This window comes from Rufibacter psychrotolerans (assembly GCF_016924645.1).
GTDB classification, from domain to species: domain Bacteria; phylum Bacteroidota; class Bacteroidia; order Cytophagales; family Hymenobacteraceae; genus Nibribacter; species Nibribacter psychrotolerans.
In genome coordinates this window covers 391,790-411,926 of record NZ_JAFFJV010000001.1, presented here as the reverse complement: position 1 = coordinate 411,926, position 20,137 = coordinate 391,790, and the positions used below count along the sequence as shown (strand labels likewise).

The 20,137-nt window shown below is 57.2% G+C and carries 23 protein-coding genes; 12 read left to right on the top strand and 11 right to left on the bottom strand.

The features are described 5' to 3' along the window. Positions 1-92 precede the first annotated feature (92 nt). From JT718_RS01650 to JT718_RS01620, 7 genes are all read left to right on the top strand, one after another. A complete protein-coding gene (locus JT718_RS01650) occupies positions 93-527 on the top strand; it encodes a hypothetical protein (RefSeq protein ID WP_205499927.1) in 435 nt (144 codons plus the stop codon). A gap of 442 nt (positions 528-969) precedes the next feature. Further along, positions 970-1,479, top strand: coding sequence for an RNA polymerase sigma factor (locus JT718_RS01645; RefSeq protein ID WP_205499926.1), 510 nt, complete (start codon positions 970-972; stop codon positions 1,477-1,479). Further along, positions 1,473-2,057 carry a hypothetical protein gene (locus JT718_RS01640; RefSeq protein ID WP_205499925.1) on the top strand — a complete coding sequence of 195 codons (585 nt, stop codon included), beginning with the start codon at positions 1,473-1,475 and terminating at the stop codon, positions 2,055-2,057. The genes JT718_RS01645 and JT718_RS01640 overlap by 7 nt, the downstream gene beginning before the upstream one ends. A 159-nt stretch (positions 2,058-2,216) precedes the next feature. After that, a complete protein-coding gene (locus JT718_RS01635; RefSeq protein ID WP_205499924.1) occupies positions 2,217-2,891 on the top strand; it encodes a Crp/Fnr family transcriptional regulator in 675 nt (224 codons plus the stop codon). Beyond that, positions 2,872-3,531 carry a CatA-like O-acetyltransferase gene (locus JT718_RS01630; RefSeq protein ID WP_205499923.1) on the top strand — a complete coding sequence of 220 codons (660 nt, stop codon included), beginning with the start codon at positions 2,872-2,874 and terminating at the stop codon, positions 3,529-3,531. The genes JT718_RS01635 and JT718_RS01630 overlap by 20 nt, the downstream gene beginning before the upstream one ends. A gap of 334 nt (positions 3,532-3,865) precedes the next feature. Further along, entirely contained in the window at positions 3,866-4,108 is a 243-nt protein-coding gene (locus tag JT718_RS01625) for a hypothetical protein (protein ID WP_205499922.1), read from the top strand. A gap of 199 nt (positions 4,109-4,307) precedes the next feature. Further along, positions 4,308-6,482 (top strand): S9 family peptidase, encoded by a 2,175-nt coding sequence (locus JT718_RS01620; protein ID WP_205499921.1) that lies wholly within the window; start codon positions 4,308-4,310, stop codon positions 6,480-6,482. Between the two features lie 147 nt (positions 6,483-6,629). On the opposite strand, the gene JT718_RS01615 is transcribed toward JT718_RS01620, so the two are convergent. Both JT718_RS01615 and JT718_RS01610 read right to left on the bottom strand, forming a co-directional pair. After that, entirely contained in the window at positions 6,630-7,712 is a 1,083-nt protein-coding gene (locus tag JT718_RS01615) for a fatty acid desaturase family protein (protein WP_205499920.1), read from the bottom strand. 245 nt (positions 7,713-7,957) lie between these two features. Further along, positions 7,958-8,152 (bottom strand): cold-shock protein, encoded by a 195-nt coding sequence (locus JT718_RS01610; protein ID WP_205499919.1) that lies wholly within the window; start codon positions 8,150-8,152, stop codon positions 7,958-7,960. A gap of 462 nt (positions 8,153-8,614) precedes the next feature. Between JT718_RS01610 and JT718_RS01605 the strand changes: the two genes are divergently transcribed. Beyond that, positions 8,615-8,806 (top strand): cold-shock protein, encoded by a 192-nt coding sequence (locus JT718_RS01605; RefSeq protein ID WP_062542011.1) that lies wholly within the window; start codon positions 8,615-8,617, stop codon positions 8,804-8,806. Between the two features lie 191 nt (positions 8,807-8,997). Then, positions 8,998-9,189 carry a cold-shock protein gene (locus JT718_RS01600; protein WP_205499918.1) on the top strand — a complete coding sequence of 64 codons (192 nt, stop codon included), beginning with the start codon at positions 8,998-9,000 and terminating at the stop codon, positions 9,187-9,189. Positions 9,190-9,275: 86 nt separating this feature from the next. On the opposite strand, the gene JT718_RS01595 is transcribed toward JT718_RS01600, so the two are convergent. From JT718_RS01595 to JT718_RS01580, 4 genes are all read right to left on the bottom strand, one after another. Continuing rightward, positions 9,276-10,211: an alpha/beta hydrolase gene (locus tag JT718_RS01595; protein ID WP_205499917.1), complete on the bottom strand. Its 936-nt coding sequence runs from the start codon at positions 10,209-10,211 to the stop codon at positions 9,276-9,278. A gap of 99 nt (positions 10,212-10,310) precedes the next feature. Then, positions 10,311-10,817, bottom strand: coding sequence for a DinB family protein (locus JT718_RS01590; protein WP_205499916.1), 507 nt, complete (start codon positions 10,815-10,817; stop codon positions 10,311-10,313). A 98-nt stretch (positions 10,818-10,915) separates the two neighbouring features. Continuing rightward, a complete protein-coding gene (locus JT718_RS01585; RefSeq protein ID WP_205499915.1) occupies positions 10,916-12,409 on the bottom strand; it encodes a peptide MFS transporter in 1,494 nt (497 codons plus the stop codon). Between the two features lie 277 nt (positions 12,410-12,686). Continuing rightward, positions 12,687-13,367 (bottom strand): hypothetical protein, encoded by a 681-nt coding sequence (locus JT718_RS01580; RefSeq protein ID WP_205499914.1) that lies wholly within the window; start codon positions 13,365-13,367, stop codon positions 12,687-12,689. A 407-nt stretch (positions 13,368-13,774) separates the two neighbouring features. Here JT718_RS01580 and JT718_RS01575 point away from each other — a divergent pair, with 407 nt between their 5' ends. After that, on the top strand, positions 13,775-14,263 hold the full coding sequence (locus JT718_RS01575) for a phospholipase D-like domain-containing protein (RefSeq protein WP_205499913.1): 489 nt from the start codon (positions 13,775-13,777) through the stop codon (positions 14,261-14,263). 26 nt (positions 14,264-14,289) lie between these two features. Here JT718_RS01575 and JT718_RS01570 read toward each other — a convergent pair whose 3' ends face one another. The 3 genes from JT718_RS01570 to JT718_RS01560 are packed head-to-tail and all read right to left on the bottom strand — an operon-like array spanning position 14,290 to position 15,237. Beyond that, positions 14,290-14,631, bottom strand: a complete 342-nt coding sequence (locus JT718_RS01570) for a hypothetical protein (RefSeq protein WP_205499912.1) — start codon at positions 14,629-14,631, stop codon at positions 14,290-14,292. 30 nt (positions 14,632-14,661) lie between these two features. Further along, the gene (locus JT718_RS01565) at positions 14,662-15,060 is read right to left on the bottom strand and encodes a hypothetical protein (protein ID WP_205499911.1); all 399 of its coding nucleotides are present in this window, start codon (positions 15,058-15,060) and stop codon (positions 14,662-14,664) included. A 27-nt stretch (positions 15,061-15,087) separates the two neighbouring features. Continuing rightward, complete coding sequence (locus JT718_RS01560) at positions 15,088-15,237, bottom strand: hypothetical protein (RefSeq protein ID WP_205499910.1); 150 nt, start codon at positions 15,235-15,237, stop codon at positions 15,088-15,090. Positions 15,238-15,602: 365 nt separating this feature from the next. Between JT718_RS01560 and JT718_RS01555 the strand changes: the two genes are divergently transcribed. Together JT718_RS01555 and JT718_RS01550 are read left to right on the top strand one after the other, a co-directional pair. Further along, the gene (locus JT718_RS01555) at positions 15,603-16,541 is read left to right on the top strand and encodes an isoaspartyl peptidase/L-asparaginase family protein (protein ID WP_205499909.1); all 939 of its coding nucleotides are present in this window, start codon (positions 15,603-15,605) and stop codon (positions 16,539-16,541) included. A 175-nt stretch (positions 16,542-16,716) separates the two neighbouring features. Beyond that, positions 16,717-17,958, top strand: coding sequence for an aminotransferase class V-fold PLP-dependent enzyme (locus JT718_RS01550; protein ID WP_205499908.1), 1,242 nt, complete (start codon positions 16,717-16,719; stop codon positions 17,956-17,958). A 337-nt stretch (positions 17,959-18,295) separates the two neighbouring features. On the opposite strand, the gene JT718_RS01545 is transcribed toward JT718_RS01550, so the two are convergent. Both JT718_RS01545 and JT718_RS01540 read right to left on the bottom strand, forming a co-directional pair. Beyond that, complete coding sequence (locus JT718_RS01545) at positions 18,296-18,589, bottom strand: hypothetical protein (protein WP_205499907.1); 294 nt, start codon at positions 18,587-18,589, stop codon at positions 18,296-18,298. A gap of 453 nt (positions 18,590-19,042) precedes the next feature. Then, on the bottom strand, positions 19,043-20,131 hold the full coding sequence (locus tag JT718_RS01540; RefSeq protein ID WP_205499906.1) for a chemotaxis protein CheB: 1,089 nt from the start codon (positions 20,129-20,131) through the stop codon (positions 19,043-19,045). Positions 20,132-20,137: the final 6 nt, after the last annotated feature.

The following is a 20,137-nucleotide window of genomic DNA, read 5'->3' as shown; positions in this document are numbered from 1 at the left end:
TATTACAAAGTCAGCAGCTAAGAAAAACCACTCATTATACTACCCTATGTAATTGATAAAATCTAATATAGTTGCATTTATTGTCAGGCATTATGAAGCAAACCTTTACCCCGTTAAGCAAGACCAACTGCTATGAAATAAGCTTATACCCCACCGAGCAGATTCTACAGTTAACCTGGACCTGTACCCCCACGGTGCAGGAGTACCAGCGCGGTACCATCTACTTCCTGGAACTGATGCGCCACTACCAGGCCAAGAAGCTGATCTCTGACTGCAGCAAGCGCGGCAACCCTACTCCGCCTGACCTGCTCTGGCTCTCGCACCACGTGGTACCCGCCCTGTGCGAAGAAAGGGTCCTGCAACTGGCCCTGGTGGTACCCCACAACCCGCACCACGCCCGCAACCTGGAGAGCTGCCTCATTACCTCGCAGATGTGCTACGAGCTTCAGTTCTTTCATTCTGCCCAGGATGCCCTGGACTGGATGCGCCCGGGCCCCGGTTCCTTCGGCGGCAGGGCTGTGGCCTGAGGCCGAACAAAATCAGTTTCCAACCAGACCAAGACTTCTAACGTCACTTTTCGCCTGTAAAATTGCTTTTGGGTTAGCAGGCGCGTTTTTAGGGTATTTTTACCAAATCATCCAAAAAACAGCTGGTGGAGTTCCTCCCGCCGATCTCGTAGCGTCGTTACCCTGTACCGACGTGGTTCTGCGCCCCCACAGCGGTTCAACCCACCATCCACTGTACCACAAATGCCTGGAAAGCGAGGTTTGCCGGGGTTCGCGTCGTTGCGGAGGCGCTTTTACGGGGAGGAGCCACGTCGGTACAGGGTAACGACGCTACATTTGGGCTGTTTTCTGGAAAACGGCTCCTAAACGCACCTTTCCTCGGCAGTTCCAAAAAATATTCCACACTAACTGTCATATTTTAGCGGGCGGCGCCACTAACCCACTGAACCCGGCCCTCACCGCCATGCCCCATGCTGTAGAACTGCTTTTCCTGGAGTTACTAGAGACCGACAAGGAGCGGATTTTCCGGATTTGCCGCTCTTACGCGCAAGACCCTGAACAAGCGCAGGACCTGTTCCAGGAGACCGTGCTGCAAATCTGGAAGTCGTTGCCCACGTTCAGGGGCCAGGCGCAGGTGCGTACCTGGGTGTACCGAGTCACGCTCAACGTGTGCCTGCAGGCCCGCCACAAAAGCCAGCGGGAAAAACGGCAGACTGTAAGGCTGGAGGGTGTGCAGTTCCAGAACCTGCCGCAGGCCCCCGCCGAGCCAGATCAGGCAGAGCAACTCCAGGCCCTGCACGCCTGCATCCAGAAACTCAACGACACGGATCGCTCGCTGGTGCTGCTGTACCTGGAGGACCTGCCCTACAAAGAGATAGCTGCCGTCACCGGCCTCACCGAAAACCACGTGGCCGTGAAGATGAAGCGCATCAGAGAGAAACTGTTCACCTGCTTACAACCTACGCTATGCTAGACCAGGACCTGAAAGACCTCTGGCAGAACGGCCAGGCGTACCCCCGCATCCAACTTAACCAAGATACCCTTATGCAAGAAGTAGCCACGCATGCCGAGTACATGGAGGAGAAGATCAGAAAACGGGACCGTCGCGAGATCTGGGCCGCCCTGTTCCTGATTCCGGTGTCGGTGGGGCTGGCCATCTGGTTTCCGCAGCCGCTGGTAAAACTTAGCTGGGCGCTGACCGTGGTGTGCTGCCTGTTCCTCATCTACCAGTTAAAACGCGGCGCCCGCCACCGGGTCACCAACTTCTCGGTGCCGCTGGATGAGTACCTGCACCAGTACCGCCTCTACCTACTGGAACAGATAAAGATGCTGCGGCGGGTGGCGTTCTGGTACGTGCTGCCGTTTTCGGGCTGCCAGCTGCTGTACTTCATTGGCCTGGGGAGAGACCTGCCCCACCTCGCCATCAACATTGTGGTGGTGGGCATTATCAACTACGTCATTTACCGGTACAACCAGAAAGCCGTTCGGGAAGATCTGCAGCCCCTGCTGGAAAAGGTAGACCAGGCCATTGCGGCCCTTGAGGCCAGGTAAGGCGGCTCTAAGCTGATTTCGGGCCGATTTTCCAGAATTACGCCCGAAACAGGCACCGCAACGGAAAAGACTGCTTGCCAGGGGTGGCCTGCTGCCTCAAATTCTTGCCGTGAGACAAATGTCCTTTCGGGGGGTGGCAGAAGCCCGTAAGTTTGCAGCATGGAAGAGCAGTTCTTTACCGAGTACCGCACCAGAATAGCGCAGTTCATGCAGGCGCACGCTGCCCTGCGGGACCAGTACCAGATCACCGAGGTGCAGTTGCCCGCCCAGCGGGCGCTCCTTACCCAAGGCACCGCCCCCACCGGCGTGTACATCCTGGCCTCGGGGCTGGTGAAGGTTACCCGCACCACCGCCGCCGGGCAGCAGTTCACCCTGGGCGTGTTTGGCCCCGGCGAGGTGGAAGGCGACGTGGAGGCTATTTTGCACATGCCACATTTCTGCACCGTGCACACGCTTACGGCCTGCACGTTTTATTACCTGAGTGCTGCCCGCTTTCTGCAGATGCTGGGCCAGGAACGGGAGTTCAACCTGCTCATGCACCGGTCCATGGCCTCCAAAATGCTCAACACCTCGCTGCAGTCTTCCATCCAGAGCACCAACCGGCTCATCTATACCCTACTGATTGTGCTGCGCGAGCTTTCCCGGCTCAACGAACTGCAGATTTCCAAACCGCTGCTCACCGAGCTGCTGGGCACCTCGCCCCGCAACCTCAACCGCCTGCTGGGCCAGCTGGAAGACGAGCAACTAATTCAGGTGAAAGGCACCCTGGTGGCGCACATGAACCGCAAAGGCATTGAAAAAAGAATAGAAACCTATGACTTCGAAATACAATAAACAAGTGATTCCGGTGGAAGGTTGGGCCCGCGAGGCGCAGTTCCGCTTCTTCAGAGACTTTACCCAACCGTTCTTCAACGTGCACACCCAGGTAGACCTTACCCCGCTGTACGTCTACTGCAAGCAGAACCAGGTCTCGGTGTTTCTGGCCTACCTGTACGTGACCCTGGAGGCGGCCCGCGCCACTGAAAGTTTCCGGCTGCGCCTGGAGGGAGACCAGGTGGTGCTCTATGAGGGGGTAGACCTGTCCACCACCATTCTCAAGGAGAACCAGACCATTTCGTTTGTGAGCCTGCCCTACCAAGACAACCTGCTGGATTTCTGCACCCAGTCGCGGGAGATCATCAACCAGGCGAAAGGGAGCAAAGACCTGTTCATTGGCCACCAGGGGCCCGACCTGCTGCACCTCACTACCCTGCCCTGGTTCAAGTCCTACGGCATGGAGCACGCCACCTCGGTGCACCCGCAGGAGGCCGGGGTCCCCAAAATCGCCTTCGGGCAGCTGGACCTGCAACCCGACAGGGTGGTGCTGCCCCTCAGCATTGCCCTGCACCACGCCCTCGCCGATGGCTACCACCTTCACCTGTTCCTCCAGCAAATGCAGGGGTTTATCAGCGCTTTCTCTTTTTTGAATGAGTGATGGAGTGATTGAGTGAATGAGTGAATAAATAGGAAAGGTGGGCTTAGAGATAGACACGCAAGTGGGTGGCGAGTGCAAGCGCCTCCGCATGATGGGTTTAGATGTTTTCTTAGTGTATAGACTTAGTGTACAGAGAACCTAAAAAAATGGGCTCCTTTTCCAGACGAACGGCAAAGCCTCTGTTTTAGGCCTGTTTTCCAGAAAATAGGGCTTAAAACAGAGGCTTTCTTTTGGCCCGCCCCCATCCTTTCCCGCAGCAAATCCGTTACAACTCTCTCATTCAACCTTCACTCGTTCAATCATTCACTCAATCACGCATTCACACATTACCACCATGACCCAACGCGAAGTAACGGATCAAGACAACCTCACCTGGACCTGCGTGCAAGCCTACGCCGGGCTGGAAGGCAAAGCCGCCGAGAAAGCCGCTGAACTGACCGAAACCCAGGAAGGCAACGTAACCGTGGTCTGCACGCCCAGCGGCCAGGCCCAAACCGTTCGGCTGGAGCTTTCCAGAGACTGGCTGGAGAATCTTTCAGACGAGGACCTGCTGCAACAGATTGCGCAGAACCGGTAGGCCCTGCCGCCAACCCCAGACCAGCGCAACCCTGCCCACCGGGGCGCCTGGTTTAGGGGGCTTTTGATAAAAACAGGCTAAAAACCCTGCTGCCGCAGCAAGGTGGGCAGGCGGGAATGTGGTTGGGGAAAGTATTTTTCCTAGCTTTAAGGAAGCGTCTTTCAGGGCGCTGTCTTACCTCTCACCACACCCTGCAAACATGAACAAACGCCTTACCGTCTTCCTGCTCCTTTGGTGGGCCAGCCTTACGTGGGTTTCGGCCCAGGGCACCAACCCGCTCATCCAGGTCACCGACCTGCTCAAGATCAAACAGATTGGGGCCGTGGCCCTCTCGCCCGACGGGCGGCAGGTAGCCTACACCGTGACCAGCATTGAGCCAGACCCGGCCCAGAAACACGAGTACAAGTACATGACGCAGCTTTACCTGCAGCCCAGCAACGGCAGCGCCCCGGCCCGCCAGCTCACCTACGGCGGCAGCAGCGCCACCCAACCCGCCTGGAGTCCCGACGGCAAGCAGCTGGCCTTTGTGCGCGTCACGGAGGGCAAGCCGCAGATTTTCCTGCTCTCCTTCGCCGGGGGCGAACCCCTGCAGCTCACCACCTTTAAGTACGGCGCCAGCCAGCCCCGCTGGAGCCCCAACGGGCAGCAGATCTTGTTTACCTCGGGCCTGAAGCTGAACGAACTGCTGGCCGACTCGCTCCTCAATCCTGGCCGCGACCTGCCCAAATGGTCGTATGAGAAGCCCGGTTTCTTCCAGAACGAGCACCTGCGCCCCAACGCGGCCAGGCCCAACCCAGACGGATCGCTGGCCGAGGTGCGCAGTTATCTGGACCAGAACGAGAAAGACAACAAAGCCAAGGTGATCAACCAGCTCGCCTTCCAGGAGGAAGCCACCACCTCGGCCAACGTGAACCTCTCTCACATTTTCCTCATGGACGCCAAACCGGGGGCCACGCCCAGAGACCTCACGCCCGGGTTTCTCTCCAGCTCCGGGGCCCACTTTGCCGGTAACGGCAGCCAGGTGGTGTTCCAGGGCAACGCCGATGAAACCACCAATCCTGCCCGCGCGCAGGAAAGCGCCATTTACGTGGTGAACACCAACGGCACCGGCCTCAAGCCCCTGGTGCACAAACCGGGCAGCTCCTTTACCAGCGTTTCGGTTTCGCCGTCTGGCAAGTGGCTCGCGTTTCAGGTGAGCCCCGTGGGGCAGGTGGCCGTTCCCACCCTGGCGGTGATGCCCCTCAACGGAAGCACGGCCTCCTTCACCCTCATCTCCTATGACCGCAACAAAAGCAATCTCACCTGGGACGAGAAAGACAAGGCGGTGTACTTTACCTCCCCTTCCAACGGTGGCGTAATCCTGAACCGCGCCGACCTGCAGAGCAAAAAAGTAACCCAGCTCACCGATTTCAACAGCGGCGTGGGCAGCTTTGACCTGAAGAAGAACCAGCTGGTGTTTGTGAAGACCGAGGTGGCCAACCCCAATGAGCTCTACGCGGCTGCCGCCGATGGCAAGAAAGCCCAGCGCCTTACCTCGTTCAACCACGACTGGGTGAAGGACAAAAAGCTGAGCCAGCCCGAGAAGCACACCTTCACCAACTCCATCGGTCAGACTGTGGAGTACTGGGTCATGAAGCCCACCAACTACGTGGCCGGCCAGAAATATCCGCTGCTGCTGGAAATTCACGGGGGGCCAACCGCCATGTGGGGCCCCGGCGAAAGCAGCATGTGGCATGAGTACCAGTACTTCACCGCTCGCGGCTACGGGGTGGTCTACGCCAACCCGCGCGGCTCGGGCGGCTACGGCGAGGCCTTCATGCGGGGCAACGTGAAAGACTGGGGCGCCGGCCCGGCCAGCGATGTGCTCACCGCCCTGGACAAAACCGTGGCCGAAGGCTGGGCTGACACAGCCCGGCTGGCCGTGACGGGCGGCTCGTACGGCGGTTACCTGGTGTCCTGGATTCTGGGGCATGACAAGCGCTTCAAGGCGGCCTGCTCCCAGCGCGGCGTGTATGACCTGAGCACGTTCTTCGGGGAAGGCAACGCCTGGCGGCTGGTGCCCAATTACTTCGGGGGCTATCCCTGGGAAGCCCAGCACAGGGCGCTCATCCAGCGGGAGTCACCGCTCACGTACGTGGAGAACATCACCACGCCGCTCATCATCTTCCACGGCGAGAACGACCTGCGCACCGGCGTGATCCAGAGCGAGATGCTGTACAAGAGCCTCAAGATCCTGAACCGCCCGGTAGAGTACGTGCGCCACCCCGGGGCCACCCATGAGATTACCCGTACCGGCAACAACCGCCAGCGCATAGACCAGATGCTGCGCACCTACGAGTTCTTTGAGCGCTACCTGCAACCCAAACAACTGTAGCCTGTTTCAGGGGCATTCTGCAGGAAACAGCCCCAAAACAAATCGGCCGCTCTGGTATTCCAGAGCGGCCGATTTGTTTTAATATGAAATGTAGCAGCAACCCAAAACAGTTAGTTGAGCGATGCGCGGTGCGAACTACGTTGCTTTTTAAGCAGCCTGCACTGGCTGCAGGGCCAGTTGCCTCAGGTGCGCAATGTGCGACAGGATGGCGGTCCTGGTCTTGGGGTACTCATGGTAAGTAACGCCAAACTCCGCGCAGGTTTTCTTGATGATCTCACTGATGGCCGGGTAATGCACGTGCGAAATGCGCGGGAACAGGTGGTGCTCAATCTGGAAGTTAAGCCCGCCGGTCAGCCAGGAAACCACCTTGTTCTTGGTGGCGAAGTTGGCCGTGGTTTTGAGTTGGTGCAGCGCCCACTCGTCTTCAATGCGGTTGGTGGTCTGGGTGGGCATAGGAAAGTGCGCATGCTCTACCGTATGGGCCAGCTGGAAGACAATGCTCAGGACCAAGCCGGTAAACATGCCGTAGATCAGGAACCCCACCAGCCAGGGCAGAAACCCTACCGTGTAGATTGGCACCACCACAAACAGCACAAAATGCACTACCTTGAAGCCCCAGAAAGACAGGTGGTCTTTGCGGGTCATTTTCTTGAGCGGAATATCGCCCACTTTCTGGGTAAAGTACTTCACGTAGTCGGTGAAGAAGATCCAGTACAGGTAGAGCATGGCGTAGGCGCCCCAGAAATAGAAATGCTGGTAGCGGTGAATCTTCAGGTGCTCCTGGTTTTCGCACAGGCGCAGGAAGGGTTTGGCGTCCAGGTCATCGTCTACCCCGTCAATGTTGGTGTAGGTGTGGTGGATGATGTTGTGCTTGGTGGTCCACATGTGGATGTTGGCTCCTAGCACGTTAAGGGTAAGCCCGGCCCACTCATTCACCCACTTTTTCTTGCTGAAGCTGCCGTGGCCGCCGTCGTGCATGATGTTGAAGCCAATGGCGGCAGTAACCCCACCCATTAAGATACATTCCAGCACCGCCAGCCAGGCCGGCGGCGTGAAGAACACCAGGTGCAGGTACAACAGCACCATGCCGGTAAGCAGCACGGCGGCTTTGATGTACAGGGTATAGTTTCCCGTAGGGTGGCTGCCCGCCTCAGTGAAGTAGGCGTTGGTACGGGCCTTTAGTTCTGAATAAAAGGAGGTGGAGGGGGCAATGAATTTTGGCGTGGCCATACAGACGATTTAGTTGAAACAAGGCTACAGAGCTCTCTCAACGGCAATCGTCAATCAAATCCATAACATTCTTGTATAAGTAACGAATGATACGTACGTATTAATTCATCCGATACAGATTTACGCGGGTTTATTTTAGAAGACCAGCCCCTGCCCGCGGCAGAGCACCCAGGCTTTGGCCTGCAGCAATGCAACAGGGAACCAATAGCCCGGAAGGCGCTGGGCGTGGGTGGCCAGGTACTGGCTTACTCTTCTTTCTTTTTCTCAGGCGGAGTAGAAGAGAAGTTGCCGTTCTCGTCAACGTACATGATCATGTCGTCTAAACTGCCGCCGGCCGAGTTTTCTTTGCGCTCCTGCTTGCGCTCTTCTTTGTCTTTTTTCTTTTTGAGTCTTTTCTGCTCTAGTTGTTTTTTCAGGAAACTGTTCTGTGATCTTGCCATAGAGTGGTATAAAATGAAATAATAAGCCTACGCGCCCTGCCTACTCAGGGTTGGTGCCGGGGCGGTGCCGGCATGAAAGAAAGTCAGCCTGTCCCAGACCAGGGCGCCAGCGCTTACTGGTGGTTTCTGGGGCAGAAACACGCCAATCAAGGGTCTGGAATCAGGTAAGGAGGTAAAGCCGGTCAGATGTAGAAAAGAACAGATGAGGGGCTTTGGCGGGCAACACCTACGGCGTAGGTGTTCAAGGATTATCAGAATGCTTTCCGCCGGGGGCAGCCCTGGGCGGGAGAAAGGAGATAATGATTGCTTTCCGGTACAAAGGTACGGTTATTCAAGACCAAAACCTACAAAAGCGCATAATCTCTCTATATTTTACTTAACCAAAATAAAATTTAACTTTTTCTAGCCAGTTCTGAACTAATGCCTACCTTTGGGCGTAGTAGCTGTATATTTAACAACATTATGAATCAAGGAACAGTAAAATTCTTCAACGACTCTAAAGGGTTCGGCTTTATCAAAGACAACAATTCAAATCAGGAGTACTTCGTACACGTTTCTGGCTTGGTAGATGAAATCAGAGAAAACGACGAGGTAGTCTATGATCTTCAGGAAGGAAGAAAAGGACTAAACGCCATCAACGTAAAGCGTGCTTAGTCTTTCGCTATAAAGACATATTGCCAAAAGCCCCTCCTGCACGGAGGGGCTTTTTTTGTGCGGCTACCCGCCGGGAGGCAGGAATCGGCTTTGGGCTTGCGCACCGGCCTCCGGTACGTTTCCGGGTTATTTTACGGGAAAGTGAACGAAACCAGGCCGGCGTATGTCATAAGGGTACAATGAACAACAACATGAATCAAGGAAAAGTAAAGTTCTTTAATACCGAGAAAGGCTTCGGTTTTATTAAAGACACCGCATCAAATCAGGAGTACTTCGTGCACGTTTCTAATTTGATTGACGAGATCAGGGAAAACGACGAGGTAACTTTTGAGCTGAAAGAAGGCAAAAAAGGACTAAACGCCGTTAACGTACAACTTGCTTAGTCTTACAATATAAAGACATTGAAAAGCCTCTCCGGTTGGAGAGGCTTTTTTTATGCGTTTTTGCCAAAGTAGCCCCAAAACAGGGCTTACTGTCTGGCCGCCGGCAGCAGCCCATTGCTCTGCAGCCAATGCAGGCCGCGGTCAAACCAAAGATCCTGGGTGGTCTTGTTGTTCATCCCAAAACCGTGGCCTCCGTTCTGGTACAGGTGCATCTCGGCGGGAATCTTGTGCCGGAGCAGGGCCTGGTAGAACACCACGCTGTTCTGGGCCGGCACGGCCTTGTCGTCTGAGGCGTGCACCAGAAAGGTGGGCGGCGTCTGCGCGGTCACGCGTCCTTCGTTGGAGTAGGCCTTCAGTTTTTCGGCGGGGGCTTGCTTGCCCAGCAGCATCTCAAAGGAGCCCTTGTGGCTGATGGCCGGGTCACTGCTGATGACCGGGTAAATTAGCATCATGAAATCTGGCCGCAGCGAAAGGTTTTCTGGGTTGGCAATATGGGCCTGGGCAAAGTGCGTGCCGGCCGTTGACGCCAGATGTCCGCCCGCCGAAAAGCCCATGATGCCCACCCGCGCAGGGTCTACGTTCCATTCTTTGGCCCGTTTGCGCACTACCCGCAGCGCCTGCTGGGCATCCTGAAGGGGCGCCAGCTCCGGGACCGAGGAAACGGCCGCGTGGGGCAGGCGGTATTTCACCACAAACGCGGCCACTCCCTGCTCGGCAAACTTTTGGGCCACATCGGTGCCTTCGTGGCTGGCGGCCAGCTTGGTGTAGCCGCCGCCCGGGCAAATGATGACCGCGGTTCCGGTGGCTTTTTCTTTGGCCGGCAGAAAAACGGTGAGGGTGGGTTGCCGCACCTTGGTGACGCTCACGGTACCATCGGCCCTCACCTCGCGGGCTTCCTGGTTGGGGCCGGGCACTTCATTGGGAATCTTGCCTTCGTACAGCGGAAGTTCCAGGGGTTTGGTCTGGCTCACGGCGGCAGAGCCAACCAGGGCCAGGGCCAGCAAGAAGAGCAGTTGCTTCATTTTAGGGGAGATAAACACGGGAAGGCTGTTTTAGGGCTACCTGGGGAAAAGCAGCCCTAAAACAGCTTCCAACTTTATTCAAAAGTAGAAACGGGGTACTTAGAGGGGGAAGTTCTCATCGGCGGTGGGGCCGTACATGCCGGGCACCGGAACGTCCAGCAAGCGCAGGTACACCGACAACTGCCCCCGGTGATGGATGATGTGGTTCATGGCCAGGGTGCGGATAAACACCTGCCGGGGCGCCGAAAGGATCACGTGCTCCCCGTGGCGCAGGGTCCAGGTTTTGGCAATCTCCACCACGTTGGTGTCATTGAGTGCCTTCACGGCTTTCTGGTAACTATCCTCAAACAACTGCATCAGCTCCTGGTGGGTAGTGCCGTCAAAGGGAGTGTACTGGGTTTTCTGGAAGTCATGCTCCTCGGTTTGCAGCACCCTGGCAATGAACATGCCCGGCAACTCGGCCACGTGGCCCGCCAGGCGCTTCAGGGTCATGCTTTTGGCGTGGGGCTTCCAGTCAAAGTGTTCCTGGGGTACCCGTTCCAGCATTTTTCTGGTGTTGGCGGCCTCTTGCTCAAACTGCCGCAGTAGTTTGTGGTTCAGTTCCATAGTTTGTCTGTGGTTGGTGGAGGTTTGGTAAGTTAGAAAAAAGAACGGGAGCAGAAAACAAAATTCCTGCTCCCGTTGCGGCGGCTTTCCACCTGTGCTTAGCGTACCTCGCCCATCAGCTTCCGGATGAAAAACCCGAGGCAAAGCAGGGCCACCCCTATGCCAGCCGACCACAGGCCAATCTGGTTCAGGATGGTGGCGTAGTACGGCAACGACAAGACCGGATTATCCACCACCCCGGCCGGCACGCTCATGAGGGCCCCAATCTTGCTGGCCAGGTACTCGCCAATGGCGCTGGCAAAGAACCAGATGCCCATCATGAGCGCCACAATCTTGGCCGGCGACAGCTTGGTGATCATGGACAGCCCGATGGGCGAAATGCAGAGCTCCCCGCAGATAATAAAGAAATAGCCCGCCACAAAGGTGTACAGCGGAATTAAGCCGGTGGCCTGGTTGGTGGCGCAACCCAGGTAAAACACGTAGAAGCCCATGCCCATGAACACAAACGACAGCCCGAACTTGCTGGGCGTGTTGGGCTCCAGGCCCCGGCGGTTCAGGAAGGGCCACAGCCTGGAGAACAGAAAGCTGAGGGCAATGACCCAGGCCGGCGGCAGGAAGTTGTTCACCGCCAGGGCGGGCAGGTCAACCCCCGCCACGTGCATGTCCACGTTGCGCATGGCAAACAAGTTCAAAGAGCCGGCATTCTGCTCGTAAAACGCCCAGAACAAGGTAGAGGAAATAGTCAGGATAAGGGCCGCGAAGAGCTTGTTGCGCACCTCGGTGCCCATGGTAAAGGCGAAGGTCAGGATGTACACCACCGAAATACCGCCCAGCCCGAACATGATGTAGTCCATGAGTTCATAGCGGTGGAAGAGCGCCACAATCAGGGGAATCACCCCAAGGGTGGCGCCGTAGATCACTACTTCCTTGCTCAGGCCGGCAAACACCGGCTTTTTCAGGTCCTCGGGGTGGGGCGGCAAGCCCCGGTGCTGCAGAGACTTCCTGCCCAGGGCAAACACCACCAGGCCCAGGATCATGAACAGCCCCGCCAGGCCAAAGCCATAGTGCCAGCTGATCTGCTGCCCCACGTACCCGCAGAGCAAGCCGCCCAGGGCCGCGCCAATGTTAATGCCCATGTAGAAGATGGAGAATGCGCTGTCCTTACGCGGGTCATTGTCACTGTAGAGGGTGCCCACCAGGCTGGAGATGTTGGGTTTGAAGAAGCCGTTGCCGCAGATGATGAAGGCCATGCCGTAGAAAAAGCTCCAGTCCTGCGGCAGGGCCAGCACCAGGTGCCCAATGGTCATGAGAATACCGCCAAACAGCACGGCCTTGCGGGCGCCCAGGAACCGGTCGGCCATCATGCCGCCGAACATGGGCATGGTGTACACCAGGGCGGCGTACGAGCCCAGGATGGCGTATCCTTTGGGTTCGTCAAATTTAAGCTCAGAGATCATGAAGGCCAGCAAGAGGGCTTTCATGCCGTAGAAAGAAAAGCGCTCCCACATTTCGGTGAAGAACAGCATGTAGAGCTGCCTGGGGTGTCCCTGGGCGGTGGGCGCCTGCGGGATCTTAGGTTCGGTTAAATCCATATCCGGAAGGAAAGAAAAATCATTGGGTAATCAACTCGGCAAGATAAGGGTAATCGCCGGAAATTGAAGCCCCTTTGGCCCAGGCAGGCAGATGAGCGGGAATGAGCAGGCTACTTTATGGAAGTCCTCTGCCCGGCTATGTTTTGGAGTTGTTTTGGGAAAATCAGCACAAAAAAAGCCCTGCCGCCAAGAGCTCAAGGAGAACCTCCTGGCGGCAGGGCCATCAAAGACATTTAAACAGAAAACCGGTTTGCCGGGCGGAGCTTGTGCCCGGAAATTACATGGCTACCCGCTTCCGGAGCTCGGCCAGTTCCTGCTTCAGCTCTTCCACTTTGTTGGCTTCTGACTGGTGGTCGCGCTTGAGCTTTACCTCTTTTTCGCGGGCCAATTGCTTGTGGTTCTTAAACTCCTCGGTGAGCTCGTCGTAGGCCCGTATTTTCTCCTGGGTCACGTTGTTGCTGTTCTTGTACAGGTAGGCGAACACGGCGGTCACAATGCCCAACGCCACAATGGCCAGCAAGCTGATGATGACGTATACCTGCTTGTTCATGTCAAGGCCCAGCACCGACAGGCTGGCCACGTCATGCGCGCCCTGCTGAATCTGTCTGTCTTTCTGGGCATTTACCTCCTGCAGGGCCTGTACCTGGGCTTTCTGCTTCTCCAGTTCCTGCTGGGTGGCGGCCAGCTTGGCGGCGGTTTCCTTGGCGGCGTTCCTGATGCTTTGCTGGCGGGCCCTGAGCGTGTCCTGCACGTTCTGGAAGAAGGCATCCAGGTTGGCCTGCTTCACCACTTTGTACGGCTGGTTGTACTGAATCTGGGTAGAGGAACGGTACTTCAGGTTGCTGAACTGTTGCTGTAGCGTGTAGTTGGCGCGGGTTTTGGCCGGAGCCGGGGTCTGGGCCTGGGCAGCGGCCACTACCAGAACACTCAAAAGCAGGGAGAGGGAAAAAGCTTTCATAAAGGGAAGATTAGCGTCTACAATTCCAACGGTTAAAGCTAAAATTAATGATTTATTGCCACCGCGAAAAGCCCAACCGCAATACTTTCTGCCTGAAAGCCGCTAATTCATCCTTACTTCTAACCAAAACTACCTCTTCTTCTACTTTTAGGGCAATTTCCTGAAAATAGGGAATAAACGATATTTCTCCCTTTCCCCAGGCCCATCCACAGGTACTTCATTGGGTCCGGGCGGTACCCAAAGGGGAGCCTCCCGGCGAGTGTCCGGGGGAAAGCAGCGGGTCTTTCGCCTTTGGCGGATGGGAGTTTTAGGGCCGTTTTTTAAAACTTGGGGTAAAACCAGCCGGGGGCGGGAAGCATCTGCAAGGTTTCTGCCTAGCTTTGCCCCGCAACTTACAGACCAGGCGCATGGCGTTCAGACTTCCTTTCTTCTCTTCCCCGGCCAAACTGGCTTGCGGAGCGTACTTCAGTCCCGGCGAGGCGTGTTTGCAGGCCATCTTGCAGAGCATTCAGGCGGCTACTTCGTCTTTGAAGATCTGTGTGTTCACCATTTCCGATGACCGCATTACCCGGGCCATTCTGGCGGCCCACGCCAAAGGAATCAGCATCCAACTGGTCACCGACAACGAGAAACTCTACGACAAGGGGTCAGACATCAGGCAACTGGCCCAGGCGGGCGTTCAGGTGAAGGTAGATGCCTCTTCTAACCACATGCACCACAAGTTTGCCATCATAGACCACCACTACGTGCTCACCGGCAGCTACAACTGGACCCGAAGCGCCGCCCTGTACAACCATGAAAACGTGCTGGTCACCGCCGACCGCCAGGTGGTGCGGGGCTACACCACCGAGTTCAACCAGCTCTGGGAAAAGATGGTGTGGTTTACCCAGGCGTAACGGTTGGCTACTTCTGCAGGCTCCCCTTAGCTGGCGTACCTATGGGCCGGGGCGGGCTGCAGTTGCCGCAGTTTCATGCGCACCAGGTACTCGCCAAATAACACATCGCCGTAGGTAGAGCAGTTGTCCAGGATAATGCCTTTGGTGCCGCCCGGGGCCACTACGGTGTAGAGCACCGCCACCTTGTGCGTGCCGCCGCACCGTTGGAACCGCTGGCAGGTGTCAATCTGCACTGCCTCGGGGCAAAAGACCTGGTCTAGTTCCCGGCACTGCCAGCCCTGCGCACAACATTCAAACACATGCACAAACCCTTGCTGGCGGTAATACGCCAGCGCCTCCTCCAAATCACTGAATCGCTCCACTTGCATGCTTTCTCGTCTCTTTCTTTTCTACTGTTCTTAGTTAAACTCTCCGGCCCTTTCCTGCTGGCTCACCCGGCGTACCCGCCTGTTTGCGGCAGCAGGCCCAGGGGGCTCTACCCGGGGGCAGGCCGGGGCAACCTGGGGTACTACTGAAAAAAACTGACTTAGTTGCAGTAGCGCTACCAGCCTGTGCTGTTTCTGGCTCAGGTTCAGGAGGGTAATTTTTTCCACTACTTTTCTGAGCAGGAGCAACTGACTGATGAAATGCCCGAACCCCAGCCGCTGCACGCAGGCCAGGTGGGCACAGTCTACCCAGAGATGGTACTGCCCGGGCCGTTGCCAGAGCAAAGCCAGCCGCTGGTCGGCCGCATCCACGTCATCCTGCAGTAAAACCACCAATTTACCCGCTATCTCCTCTACCTTAATCTTTTGCATATGTAAGGGTTTTACCATCCATTCTTTTCAGGGGGTGCTGGTACGCTTCCTGGCCACCTGCTTGGCCGGGCCGGGCTGCCTGGGCCGGGCAGACCACCATTTGGCCTGCTTCCTGCCGCTGACCGAGGCCGCAGAAGGGGGCCGCCAGCTTTTGCCGTGCTTAGGATGTACCATCATAGACGTTGAGTTTTAACCAGACACAGCCCCGGGCACCAAAACTTCTAATTGTTCTATTTGGGGGCATCCATCAAGCTGTTATACGCCCTAGGGGCATTGGAAAGTGCCGGAACAAACACGGCAATTGGGCTGCAAAAACACTGAATTTTGCCCGTTTCGCGTAAAATAGGCCTTAAACGCCCTGTTCCCTCCTTTCCCTGGCGCTGGCCCTTCTCCATTGGTGGTTGGGGCCTCTGGCCCCCCGTAAAGCAGAATCCGTAAAAGTTCTGGTATTATTTCAGTATTTATCAAGCGAACTGCCCCTCCTCCGGCCCGTACATAAGGGCGCCCTGGCCCTGCGCCAGAGGGACTAAAACAACACATACATGGGAAATAATTGGGTAATTGCCATCCACGGTGGTGCCGAGAACCAAAGCAAGGAGGAATTGGGCGAAACCAAACAAGCGGCATACGAGCAAGGGCTGGAAAACGCGGTCATGGCCGGCTGGCACATCTTAAAGGAAGGCGGCAGCGCCGTTGACGCCGTGGAGGCCGCCGTGCGAAGCATGGAAAACAACCCGCTGTTCAACGCCGGCAAAGGGGGCAGCCCCACCAGCGAGCACACCCACGAGTTTGACGCAGCCATCATGGACGGCAAAACCATGAAAGCCGGCTGCGTGGCGGGTGTTCAGCACGTGAAGAATCCTATCTCGCTGGCTAAAACCATCATGCAAGACTCTAAACACGTGATGCTGTGCGGCCCCGGGGCCGAGGAGTTTGCCAAGCAGCACAGCCTGGAACTGAAGGGCGACGCCTACTTCCTGACCGAGGAAAAGGAGAAAGCCCTGAAAGAAGCCCAGAAAGAGGAAGCCACCACCGGCCATGATACTGTGGGTGCCGTGGCCCTGGACATGCACGGCAACCTGGCCGCCGCCACCTCTACCGGGGGCCTGGTGAACCAGCTTCCGGGCCGGGTGGGCGACTCCCCCATTGTGGGCAGCGGCGTGTACGCCAACAACGAGGTCTGCGCGGTTTCCTGCACCGGCGACGGCGAGGGCATCTTGCTGGCCAACACGGCCCATGAGGTGTACGCCCTCCTCAAATACAAAGGCCTTCCGCTCAAAGAAGCCTGCCAGGAGGCCCTGCACGTGTACGCCGACCGCATTGAGGGCGACCGCAACTTCATCGCCTTAGACCCTCAGGGCAACGTGGAGTTCAGCTTTGTGACCAGCCTTATGTTCAGGGCCTGCAAACAGGCCGATGCCCCCACCTACGTGGGCATCTGGCGGGAAGACACGCCCGGCCGCCAGGCGGAAGACCAATAGCCCTCTCCCCCTGAAAACCCACTGAAAGCGTTTTAGGCCTGTTTTCACAGAAGCAGGGCTAAAACGCTTTCCTTTTCGGATCCCTTGCCAAGAGCCTGTAAGAAAGAGTATCCCTTGGGGTGCCCTCCTCCCCCAGGTTAACTAAATGAAAGTGTAGAACCAGACGTGAACGCCTATGCAGACAAAGACAGCCCCCAACAACTACCCCAAACAACAAAAGACAGACTGGGAGCAGGTGCGCGCCCAGTTCAATCTGGGCAAAGAGTACATCCACCTGGCCGCTTCCCAATTTCTGGCCTCGCACCCCAAGCCGGTGCGCGAAGCCATTGACCGTTACCGCCAGGCCCTGGACCAAGACCCGGAGCTCTACACCCAGGAGCAGGAAAACGATCTCATGCAGCAAGCCCGGGAAGCGGCCGCCCGCTACTTCGGGCACCCAGAACCCGACAACATTGCCATGACCGACAGCACCACCATGGGCCTGGGCACCATCTACGCGGGGCTGGGGCTCAGCAAAGGCCAGGAAATCCTCACCACCGAGCACGACCATTACTCCCACCATGAATCCATCAGGGGCGCCACGTACCGCACCGGGGCTACTTACCGGCGGGTGCCCATGTATGAAAACCTGAGCGAGGTTACCCCAGAGGAAATGGTAGAGGCGATCATGAACGCCATCCAGGACCAGACCCGCCTGGTGGGCATCACGTGGGTGCACTCCAGCACCGGCCTGAAAACGCCCGTCGCCCAGATTGCCCAGGCCATTGCCCGGCTCAACCAGTCGCGCGACGAGGACCATAAGGTGTTGCTGCTGGTAGACGGCGTGCACGGCTTTGGCATTGAGCGCGAGACGTTCCAGGAACTGGGCTGTGATTTCTTCGTGTCGGGGTGCCACAAATGGACGTACGGGCCGCGGGGAACCGGCCTGGTGGCCGCCACCACCCAGGCCTGGCAGCACGTAACCCCCGTTATTCCCAGCTTCACCGAGGTAATGGACGTGGTAATTGCCGAGGAAGAGCGCCCCAGCCAGATGGACGGCAAGCAGATGACGCCGGGCGGCTTCCATTCCCTGGAACACCGCTGGGCCCTCACCCAGGCCTTCCAGTTCTTAGAGTCAATTGGCAAGGAGCAGGTATGGGAGCGGGTGCACTACCTGAACCGCCTCTGCAAAGAAGGGCTCGCCGCCATGCCCCACGTGACCCTGCACACTCCCCTGTCCGATGAGCTTTCTGCCGGCATTATTGCCTTTGAGGTAGAGGGCTACAGCACCCAGGACACCGTCAAGCACCTGCTCCACCACAAGATCACCTGCACGGCCGCCCCTTACCGCACCTCCTACGCCCGTTTCACCCCCGGCATTTACAACACCCCTGCGGAAATTGAAAAAGCGCTGGAAGTAGTGTACGCCATGAAATAACCTTCCCTTGTTACCCAGGCACCGCGTTTTGGGGCTAGTTTTCCCGAAACAGCCCTAAACTGCGGTGCCTGGGAAAACGCCTAGGCAGTCGCCTTTCACTCCCGCGTGGGGTCAGCTCAAATGCCTCGGGTACCGGAGCAGCGGGAGCCAATGCTCCCCCACGCCGGTGAACTCCAAGGCTAACGGGTCGCACAGGCGCTGGTCAGGATGCTCCAGCGGCAACTTGAAAAGGTTTTTCCAGAAATGTGGGTAGAGTGTGACGCTAGGGCCACGGGATTACAGGCGCACCTGGTCCTTCAAGGAAGAACTCCTGCCCTGTATAGCGTGAGGGATAGCATCAGGCCCTGCGCCTGGCAGGGGCCATGGTGGAGAAGAAATAAAGGGAGAGTTTGGGTTTCTGCACTTCCGCAATGCCCTGTTTGGTGATGTAGTAATACGTAGAGGCTGCCCCTACCCTGCTGCTCATGAGATAGCCGTGGTTTTCCAGTACCTTGCAGCATTGCAGCACCCTCTCCAGCGGCAAGCCCGTTTTCTGGCTCACGCCCACCGGCGACACCGGCAAATGGACCGGTGAGGCATCGCCTTTCACCAATCCGTAAATTGCTTTTAACACCTTCTCCTCCGCTTTCATACCTCTCCTGTTAATTGCTTCCATTTCAACGATGTTGCCTTGAAATGGTTGTATAAATACTGAGTTTTGTTCACGTACTTATCCAAAAAGCCCGCACCTTTTTAGGCCCGTTTTTAGTAAATCAGCTTTGAAAAGCAACAGCCCTCGCTCGCCTCCGGCGAGTGTGAGAAATGGGGCGGCCTCTGGCCGATGGGCGGGAGAGTAGTAGTTGGTTGGCTTTGGAATCAATAATCGGGGAATGCTCCTGGCGGCTAGATGCCGCCCCAAAGCCCGGACACGCACTCATATTCATTTTAATCATGCACTCCTTCCTCACCGCCTAGCGGCCAGAGGCCGCCCTATTTCTCACACTCGCCGGAGGCGAGCGAGGGAATGCTTGTAGAAATACCAAACCTCTTTTTAACCCATTTTTTAGTTTTTAACCAGTTTTCCAGAAAAGGGCGCAAAAACGGGTCAGGCGCGTTCGGCTTCGGCTTCGGCGTCGGTATCGGATTGGAAGTGGCTGGTTCCGTTGTTTTTGGCGTTGGCGCTGGCCAGCAGTACTTTCCTGATGCGTTCAATGTGGACTTTGAGCTCTTCGGCGCGCTCTTCCTGGGTGCTGGCCCAGTACTTGCTGCCTCGTTTGCGGTCCTGGTCGGCCATGGAGCTGAGCATGGTGCGGCGCTCTTCCAGCATGCGCAGGGCTACCCACATGGTTTCTTCCAGGGCCTCCATGTTACCGGTGAGGTAACTTTCTGGCGTGAAGGTGTGGCCCGCGTGGCAGCGCAGGTGGCCTAAATGCCCGTTTTTCACTTCCCAGAGGGCGCCGCCGCAGTCGGGGCAGGTGAGCGGCACCTGGGGGCCCATGACGCCCATATCATCGCTGAGGCCGTTGCCCTGGGTCATGACCCGTTCGGCAATGGTGGCTTCGTACCTGATGTCTTCGGGCACTTTGTGGTCGGTGGAGGCGGGAACGGACACCAGCTCCCGCAGCAAGATTCCCATCTCGCTCACCGGCACGGTGTAGTCCACCTCCATCTCGTTCATCACGCTCTGGGGCATGTCGGGGTACTCGGCCTCGGCGGGCAACTGCACCATGGTCAGGCCGCCGCTGCGCTTCACCGCCTGCATGCCCACGGTGCCGTCTTGCAGCATGCCCGTGAGAATAATACCAATCACGCGGGAGTCATACGCCGCAGCCGCCGACCGGAAAAGCGGGTCTATGGCCGGGCGGAACAGGTTTTCGCGCGGGCCCCGGGTCACCAGCATGCGCCCGCGCTGCAGCAGCAGGTGGTGGTCCTGAGGGCAGAAGTACACATGCCCGGGGGCAAAGGCCTTCTCATGCTCGGCCACCTCACAGACCAGCTGGGTGCTGCGGTTCAGGCGGTCTACCAGAATCTCGGCGTTGGAGTTGCGGGCCAGGTGCTGCACAATAAAGATAGAGGCCGGTAAATTGCCGGGCAGTTGCTCCAGTAGCTTGAGGAGCACGGCCATTCCGCCGGCAGAGGTTCCAATCACGATGATGTCGTGGTGGTTGGGGCTGGTTGTAGGGCTAGGTCGCATCAGAAG